8 protein-coding genes, 5 tRNA genes and 1 pseudogene are annotated in these 7873 nt (G+C 45.5%); all 14 read right to left on the bottom strand.

Going from position 1 to position 7873, the window contains the following annotated elements; translation table 11 throughout:
- A pseudogene (locus Q0200_RS03900) lies at window positions 1-102 on the bottom strand (preprotein translocase subunit SecE); the annotation flags it as partial.
- A 16-nt stretch (window positions 103-118) separates the two neighbouring features.
- Window positions 119-194 (bottom strand) — tRNA-Trp (locus Q0200_RS03895).
- An 8-nt stretch (window positions 195-202) separates the two neighbouring features.
- The gene (gene rpmG, locus Q0200_RS03890) at window positions 203-373 is read right to left on the bottom strand and encodes a 50S ribosomal protein L33 (protein ID WP_004322121.1); all 171 of its coding nucleotides are present in this window, start codon (window positions 371-373) and stop codon (window positions 203-205) included.
- A 52-nt stretch (window positions 374-425) separates the two neighbouring features.
- Window positions 426-1625 carry an elongation factor Tu gene (tuf, locus tag Q0200_RS03885; RefSeq protein WP_002947618.1) on the bottom strand — a complete coding sequence of 400 codons (1200 nt, stop codon included), beginning with the start codon at window positions 1623-1625 and terminating at the stop codon, window positions 426-428.
- A gap of 63 nt (window positions 1626-1688) precedes the next feature.
- Window positions 1689-1763: transfer RNA gene (locus Q0200_RS03880), tRNA-Thr, on the bottom strand.
- A gap of 130 nt (window positions 1764-1893) precedes the next feature.
- A tRNA-Gly gene (locus Q0200_RS03875) sits at window positions 1894-1970 on the bottom strand.
- A gap of 8 nt (window positions 1971-1978) precedes the next feature.
- Window positions 1979-2063, bottom strand: a tRNA-Tyr gene (locus Q0200_RS03870).
- 57 nt (window positions 2064-2120) lie between these two features.
- A tRNA-Thr gene (locus Q0200_RS03865) sits at window positions 2121-2196 on the bottom strand.
- Between the two features lie 118 nt (window positions 2197-2314).
- Entirely contained in the window at window positions 2315-2755 is a 441-nt protein-coding gene (locus Q0200_RS03860; RefSeq protein ID WP_297937978.1) for a hypothetical protein, read from the bottom strand.
- A 91-nt stretch (window positions 2756-2846) separates the two neighbouring features.
- Window positions 2847-4100, bottom strand: coding sequence for a (Fe-S)-binding protein (locus Q0200_RS03855; protein ID WP_297937976.1), 1254 nt, complete (start codon window positions 4098-4100; stop codon window positions 2847-2849).
- A gap of 9 nt (window positions 4101-4109) precedes the next feature.
- Window positions 4110-5471, bottom strand: coding sequence for an oxygen-independent coproporphyrinogen III oxidase (hemN, locus tag Q0200_RS03850; protein WP_297937973.1), 1362 nt, complete (start codon window positions 5469-5471; stop codon window positions 4110-4112).
- Window positions 5468-5959 carry a DUF2603 domain-containing protein gene (locus Q0200_RS03845; RefSeq protein ID WP_004318434.1) on the bottom strand — a complete coding sequence of 164 codons (492 nt, stop codon included), beginning with the start codon at window positions 5957-5959 and terminating at the stop codon, window positions 5468-5470. Before Q0200_RS03845 ends, hemN begins: the two co-directional genes overlap by 4 nt.
- A gap of 13 nt (window positions 5960-5972) precedes the next feature.
- Window positions 5973-6902 (bottom strand): ornithine carbamoyltransferase, encoded by a 930-nt coding sequence (gene argF / locus Q0200_RS03840; protein WP_297937969.1) that lies wholly within the window; start codon window positions 6900-6902, stop codon window positions 5973-5975.
- Window positions 6903-7065: 163 nt separating this feature from the next.
- On the bottom strand, window positions 7066-7873 hold an 808-nt coding region (hemB, locus tag Q0200_RS03835), incomplete at its 5' end, for a porphobilinogen synthase (protein ID WP_297937967.1).

The raw sequence follows: 7873 nt of genomic DNA, 5'->3' as shown, positions 1-7873 counted from the left end.
AAAAACCGTTATAAAAGCATTCCTAATCTGTTCTTTTAGTGGAAAGATAACCTTCCCTAGTTCAGCACGAGAAAGCTTTATATAATTTATTATTTTTCCCATCTCTAACCTTTTTAACTGGCAGGGCAAGAGGGATTCGAACCCCCAACCATTGGATTTGGAATCCAGCGCTCTACCGTTGGAGCTATTGCCCTAAAAAGCCTTAGCTCTTTAACTTAACTTCTTTATGAACAGTATGTTTTTTTAGTCTTGGGCAATATTTTTTTAGTTCCAATTTTTCGGTCGTTGTCTTACTATTTTTTACTGTAGTATAATTTATATCACCCGATTCAGAACATTTAAGACCGACTTTTATTCTATTACCTTTTGCCATAAATTCCCTTCAAAAAGCGGAGAAGAGTCTCCGCTAAAATTTATAAATTAGATTATGCTAAAATTTTAGAAACAACGCCTGAGCCGACTGTTCTACCGCCTTCGCGAATCGCAAAGCGAGTTCCCTCTTCAAGAGCAACTGGCGCAATAAGCTCAACAGTTATCTTTAGGTTGTCACCAGGCATAACCATCTCTGTTCCTTCTGGAAGAGTGATAGAGCCAGTAACGTCAGTCGTTCTTACATAGAATTGCGGTCTATAGTTGTTAAAGAATGGAGTGTGGCGTCCACCCTCTTCTTTTGTTAAAATATAAACTTCGCCCTCAAATTTAGTGTGAGGAGTAATTGATTTAGGTTTGCAAAGAACCATACCGCGCTCAACATCTTCTTTTTTTGTGCCTCTTAGAAGAACGCCTACGTTATCGCCTGCTTCGCCTTGGTCCATTTCTTTTCTAAACATCTCGACGCCGGTAACTGTAGTAGTTTGAGTTGGTCTAATACCTACGATTTCGATGGTATCGCCGACTTTGACGACGCCTTTTTCAATTCTACCGGTAACAACCGTACCGCGACCAGAAATAGAGAAAACGTCCTCGATAGGCATTAAGAAATCTTTGTCTGTTGCGCGTACTGGAGTTGGAATATACTCATCAACTCTAGCCATAAGCTCAAGAACCTTTGCAGACCATTCGCCGTCTGTTCCAGCCTTAGCCTCATTAAGAGCTTGTAGAGCCGAGCCTGCTACGATTGGAGTATCGTCACCAGGGAAATCGTACTCGTTTAGAAGCTCGCGAATTTCCATCTCAACTAGCTCAAGAAGCTCAGCATCGTCAACCATATCAGCTTTGTTCATAAAAACAACGATATATGGAACGCCTACTTGGCGAGATAGCAAGATGTGTTCTCTAGTTTGAGGCATTGGACCGTCAGCAGCAGAAACAACTAGGATGGCGCCGTCCATTTGAGCCGCACCGGTAATCATGTTTTTAACGTAGTCGGCGTGACCTGGGCAGTCAACATGCGCATAGTGGCGATTCTCAGTCTCGTACTCAATGTGAGAAGTAGCGATGGTAATACCGCGCTCTTTCTCTTCTGGGGCGTTGTCGATATTATCATAGTCTTTTAGCTCAGCAAGACCTTTTCTTGAAAGAACAGCAGAAATTGCAGCTGTCAAAGTTGTTTTACCATGGTCAACGTGACCGATAGTACCGATGTTTACGTGTGGCTTGTTACGTGAAAATTTTTCTTTTGCCATCTCTTCCTCCGTAGTGATATTTGCAATTCTAGTTTATACTTAATTTTACTTCTCTAAAATCCGTGGAGCTCATAGCGGGACTTGAACCCGCGACCTCTTCCTTACCAAGGAAGTGCTCTACCTCTGAGCCATATGAGCGTCAAGCGCTTGGCATTAGAGAATTTTTCAAAGTATAAACAACTAAATGAAAATAAAAAGGTGTGCTGTAGAAAATGTATAAAATTTAATATTTTTATCATCTTACAGCTCCCAGTTTAGTTCCAAAATCTGGAGCGGGAAACGGGGCTCGAACCCGCGACCCTCAGCTTGGAAGGCTGATGCTCTAGCCAACTGAGCTACTCCCGCGCGTAGCATGGTGGTGAGACGTGGATTCGAACCACGGAAGACATAGTCAGCAGATTTACAGTCTGCCCTCGTTGGCCACTTGAGTATCTCACCCTATTTTAAAAAATAAATGCTTTGCAATGGTATTTCTGGTCAAACACTGTTATGAAATGGAGCTGGTGAACGGACTTGAACCGCCGACCCACTGCTTACAAGGCAGTAGCTCTACCAACTGAGCTACACCAGCATCCTGATTTATGAAAGTTGGATTATAGCCCAATTTCTTTTCAAAGTCAAGCTTTTTTTAAAATTTTTTGGAAATAAGGATAAAAAATTAGAATTTAGCCGCACATGCAAGCTAAATTTTAGCCCATTGGTTCCGGAGCCTCTTTAAAAAATAGGTCCGGCTTCTTTCTTAATCCTCGTTTTTTCGGCATATTTACGTCTTTTTCTTCTGCAGTGGTTTTAGAATCAAGGGCGCCTTTATCGTCGTTATTTTCGTTTTTTACTATCCCGGCGTACGCCTCTTTGTATCCTGCGGATTTTATTTTATTAATTAAAATTTTAATTTTTTCTCCACTTAGAGGCTGTGTTTTTATCGCGATGGCACGGTATCTACCGAATTTACCGCTAACGACCTTTTCGACGCCTTCCAGGCTACCTACTTTTTTTTCAACGGCTACTCGCGTGCTTTCTATTGCCTTTTCGCTTACGTCGTCGCCAAAAGCGCTTACGAAAATATGATATTCGTCGTTTGCAAGCAAGGCGCCAAAAAACATCAAAATAACGAATATCACCTTTTTCACGAAATTTCCTTAGGATATTTATCAAATTTTACAGTATCGACCGACCGTCTTATCATTATACAACAAAAAAATATAAACTTACAGTCAAACTCTATCCAAGCACCCTTGCGATTAACTCTATCGGGTTCTCGCACTTCACGTCTGAGCCGCCGATATGTAGCGCATTTGAAATTTGCATTTTACAGGCGCTACACTCAGCGCTTACGATCTTTGCGCCAGAGTTTTTTATCATCTCTGATTTTCTTTGTCCGGCCGCACGGCTTAGGTGATATTTTTCAGACTGCATCGTCACTCCGCCAAAACCGCAACACTCGTTTGGATCGCTCATTTCTGTTATTTCGTAGTTTTGAGCGAGCAGTTTGCGAGGCTCTTTAAAGACGCCTTGCATTTTTCTAGCGTGACAAGGATCGTGATATGTCACGGAGGCTAAGTTTTTACCTTTTTTAGCTAAAATTTCAGCTAAATTCGTAAATTTTTCAAAATACTCCGTCGCTAAAAATATCTTCTTGCTCACAGCTTTTGCGCGCTCTCGCCACTGCTCGTCATCATGGAAAAAGTGCTCGTAGTCGATCTTTATCATCGCCGAACAGGTCGCCTCGGGCACGATGATGGCGTCTAGTTCGCCCAGCATTTTTTCAAAATACTCGATATTTCTCTTTGCCAAAACCTCGACCGTCGCAAAATCCCCCGTAAAATACGCCGGCGCGCCGCAACAGGCCTGCTTTTTCATCAAATTTAAATTTAATCCAAGCTCGCGCGCTATCTTAACCAGAGCCTCGCCGATACCAGTATATGCGTAGTTTCCCATACAGCCGATAAAAACTCCGATGGTTTTATCGCCGCCGTTATCGATAAACTCGGCGTGCGAGTTTAAAAAGCTCTTTTTGCTAGCAGTAGGTAAAAGCCGCTCTTTTTTCACCATCGGCAGGCTAAACCTCGGACTCATCGCTCCTTCGCGGATCTTAAACGCGCAGCTTTGAAACACGTAGCCAAGCTTTGCCGCCAAATCCATAACCGCACGGTGGCGAAGCAACCAAAAAAATGCCTTTTTATACCACGCTATACCAAATTTATCCGCGATATCGCGGCGAACGTTTTCTATCGCCGTATCCACGCGCAATGAGTTTGGGCAGACCTCGACGCAGTTCGTGCACAAAAAGCAGCTCTCAAAGATATTTTTCGCGCTTTTATCGAGCTTTAGCTCGCCGCGCTCGTAAGCTCCCACAAGATCCAGAAAGCCACGCGGAGAGGTTGTTTCGTCGGAGTTTATATTGTGGATCGTGCAGACTTGGATACATTTGCCGCATTTTACGCATTTATCTGAAATTTCGCTAAATTTAAACATGTCCGCCCATCAAACCGTTTTTGAAAATCGACGTAAATTTTCGGGTATTTTTTTCAAATACGCGTCAAAGCACATCGCGATATTTCGTATGATCAGCGTACCCGTCTCGTTTACGCTGATTTTTTCTGGCGTTACGGTTACAAATTCGCTCAAATTTTCAAGCTCGACCAAATCATCTTTAAAATACTCGAAAAATTTGATGTCAAATTTAGCCTCGACCGCCTTGATATCAAGCGCAAAGTTGCTCATCAGGCTCATTATCACGGCTTTTCTGATTAGATCGTCGCCGGTTAGATAAATGCCCTTGCAATACGGCAAAACGCCGCTATCTAGGGCTTTTTCGTATTCGTCCATGTCTTTGAAATTTTGCGCGTAGTATCTTTGCCCCTCGCCGATGCTAGTTAGTCCGATGCCGATGAGATCGGCTCCGCCCTTGGTCGTGTAGCCCTGGAAGTTTCTATGAAGCGTACCGTTAGCAAGCGCGCCGAAAAGCTCGTCGCCCGGCTTTGCAAAGTGATCCATGCCGATCATTTTGTAGCCGTTTTTGATAAAAAACTCAGCCGTGTACTTTAAAATTTCAAGCTTGGTTTTAGGGCTAGGCAGCGTGGCTTCGTCAAATTTGCGCATGGATTTTTTTATCCACGGCACGTGCGCGTAGTTAAACACCGCCAAGCGGTCTGGAGACAGCGTCAAAGCCTTATCCAGCGTCGCTTTAAAGCTCTCTAGTGTCTGATACGGCAGGCCGTAGATCAGGTCCATATTTATCGAGTTTATGCCCTTAGCGCGCGCCATATCCACGGCGTTTTTGGTGATTTCGTAGGGCTGGATGCGGTGGATCTCTTTTTGCACTCGCTCGTCAAAGTCCTGCACGCCGTAGCTGATGCGGTTAAAGCCATGAGAAATGAGCACATCAAGCTGCTCGCGGGTCAAAAATCTCGGGTCGATTTCGCAGCTGATTTCAGCCTCGGGCGAGAAATTTTTAAATTTAGCCTTTATCATTTTTATGATTTCATCTAGCTGATCCGCACCGTAGAATGTCGGAGTGCCGCCGCCAAAGTGCATTTGCAGCACGGGCGCGTTCGTGTCGAGGTTTGCCGCTAGCAGATCAAGCTCTTTTTGCAGATACTCCATATAGCGCGTTTTGCGGTCCTCTTTGCTCGTATAGATCACGTTGCAACCGCAAAAATAACAGGCGCTGCGGCAAAACGGCAGGTGCAAATAAAGCGAAAGCGGGCGCGAGGCGTCGCGGTTTTTTAGCTCCCGCAGGTAGTCTTCGTAGCCAAATTTATCGCTAAACTCGGGCGCGGTCGGATAGCTCGTGTATCGCGGCCCGGGGCGCGAATATTTCACGTAAGCGTCAAAATCTATCATAGCGTTTTATTCCTTGCGTTTTTCATTAAATTCTGCATATCGACGAACAAATTCGGATACTGCTTTTTGATACCCTTTACCAGTTTTTCCAAATTTACGTCGATGCTTTTTTTATTTTTATTTTTTGCGGCGATCTTACGTATCTCGTCCATCGCCACGACCCAAACGTCGGCGAAGTCTATCGGTACGTTTTGCCAGATCGTCTTTTCAAGCCTTAGCTCGAAATTTTCCTTTTGGACGTTGCGGTAGGCTTCGATGAGCTGCGAGAGCGATTTTAACGAAACCATCGTGTGTAAATTTTGATTTTCGTCAATGCCAAACCACGGCTCCACTCCGTCCCACGAGCCGCTTTTTAGGCTAAGGCTCATTTGATTAGGATCGCTTGTCGGCACGATCTCAAATATCGTTTTCTCGCCCTCTTTTATCCCGAGCTCGCCCGAAATTTCGTCGATTTTTTCGTATGTTTTTTGTAGATTTTTTTCTTTCATTTACTTCCTTAACTTACCCGTTTCGATGCCTATCGAGCCAAACCATCACGCCTTTTTGCGCGTGCAGTCTATTTTCGGCTTCGGCAAAAATCTCATCCGCATGCGCTTCAAACACCGCCTCGCTCACCTCGTATCCGCGGTAGGCAGGCAAACAGTGCAAAAATATCGCTCGCGGCGCGGCTAAACTCATCAAATTTTCATCCACGCAAAAGCCCGCGAAGTCTTTTAAGCGCTTTTCTTTTTCCGCCTCCTGCCCCATCGAGACCCAGGTGTCGGTAGTGACGAGGTTAGCGCCCAAGACGGCTTCTTTTACGTCATGAGTTAGATAAATTTTAGCTCCCGAAATTTGTGCGTTTTTCATAGCTAAATTTACGACGTCGGCGTCCGGCTCGTAGCCCTTTGGCGTAGCGATCCTTAGCTCAAAGCCAAGCTTGCTAGCTAACATCAGCCACGAGTGCGCCATGTTATTGCCGTCGCCCACGAACGCCGCTTTTATCTCGTCTATTTTTAGCCCGCATTCGACCGCCGTCATGAGATCGGCCATCAGCTGCGCGGGATGAAATTTATCGCTAAGTCCGTTTATCACGGGTACGCGGCTAAATTTAGCAAGCTCCTCTAACGTCTCGTGGCGATTAACGCGAGCCATGATGAGATCGCACATTCGCGAGATCACGCGCGCGGTGTCTTTTATCGGTTCGCCGCGCCCGATCTGGATGTCGCTCGAGCTGAGAAACAGCGCGTGACCGCCAAGCTCGTTCATTCCTACGTCAAAGCTAACTCGCGTTCTAGTCGAGCTTTTTTCAAATATCATCGCTAATTTTTGATCTTTTAGATACGGCTTAAAATCTCGCGCCTTCGCCTCTTTTTTTATCTGCAAACCCAAATTTAAAATTTCGATGATTTCGTCTTTGCTAAAATCGTTTAACGTCAAAAAGTGCCGCATTTTGCCCCCTTTAAATTCCCAAATTTGCCCACAAATTTTTAAGGCGAAGTATCGCGAGATAGATTTGCTTGTTTTGAAGTAAATTTCGTCCCAAGATAAGGCATGTAGCCTATCGAAGGGCGAAATTTACGAAATCAAGCAAAGATACTCGCAAGACGAGCCGCTATTTTCTTAGTAAAGCGGCGGCTTCTTTGGCATGATAGCTAATTATCATATCCGCCCCCGCTCTCTTAAACCCGACTAGCGTCTCCATCATCACGCGCTCGTAGTCGATGACGCCCGCTTTTGCCGCAGCTTTTAGTAGGGCGTATTCGCCGCTCACGTTATACGCGCAGATCGGCAGTCTCGTCGCTTCGCGCAGATCACGGATGATATCTAGATACGCCAGAGCCGGTTTTACCATCAAGATATCGGCCCCCTGCGCCTCGTCCTCCAGACTCTCGCTCACGGCTTCTAGGCGGTTTGCGGGATCCATCTGATAGCTCTTTCTATCGCCAAAACTTGGCGCGCTCTCGGCTACGTCGCGAAACGGCCCGTAGTACGCCGAAGCAAATTTGGTCGAATACGCCATAATCGGCAAATTTTCATATCCGCTCAAATCTAGCGCCCCACGCAAGGTAGCGATGATGCCGTCCATCATACCGCTTGGAGCGATCATATCGGCGCCGTTTTTGGCGTGGATCAGCGCTTGTTTAGCGGAGATCTCTAGCGTCGCGTCGTTATCGACGGTCTGGTGGACGTGGTCTAGGATGCCGCAGTGACCGTGATCGGTGTACTCGCAAAAGCAAAGATCGGTTATCACGACCAGATCAGGAAATTTATCCTTTATCGCTCGCAGCGCGGTCGCTATGATGCCGTCATCGCTTAGAGCGTCGCTGCCTACGCTATCTTTTAGGCTAGGGATTCCAAATAAAATAACCGCTTTTACGCCCAAATTTCGTACGATTTCGCACTCTTTTAAAATTTCGTCC

The organism is uncultured Campylobacter sp. (genome assembly GCF_938045225.1).
Classification (GTDB): Bacteria; Campylobacterota; Campylobacteria; order Campylobacterales; family Campylobacteraceae; genus Campylobacter_A.
This window is presented reverse-complemented; position numbering and strand designations above follow the sequence as displayed.